The sequence below is a fragment of the Monashia sp. HAY1-2A genome (assembly GCF_056755315.1).
Map to the genome: position 1 here is coordinate 1 of NZ_JBNDHY010000732.1, position 240 is coordinate 240.

The 240-nt window shown below is 50.8% G+C and carries 1 protein-coding gene; it reads left to right on the forward strand.

Annotated elements, in window-relative coordinates; genetic code table 11:
• Positions 1-240 (forward strand): SidA/IucD/PvdA family monooxygenase (locus ACPYOM_RS23710; protein ID WP_481347862.1); only part of this gene is annotated, 240 nt, incomplete at both ends.

A 240-nucleotide genomic window follows, 5' to 3' on the forward strand; every position in this document is an offset into this window, starting at 1 on the left:
TTTACAGACGCCGTTCATGGCAGATCTGGTGACTCTCGCCGATCCGACCAGCCCTTACAGCTTCCTGAATTACCTGAAATTACAGGGGAAACTTTACTCGTTCTACATCCGTGAAGACTTCTTCATGATGCGTAAAGAGTTCAATCAGTATTGCCAGTGGGCATGCAGCCAACTGACCAGCCTGCAATTCTCCACGCGCGTGGAACTGGTCACCTGGGATGCCGTGCAGGAATGCTATCT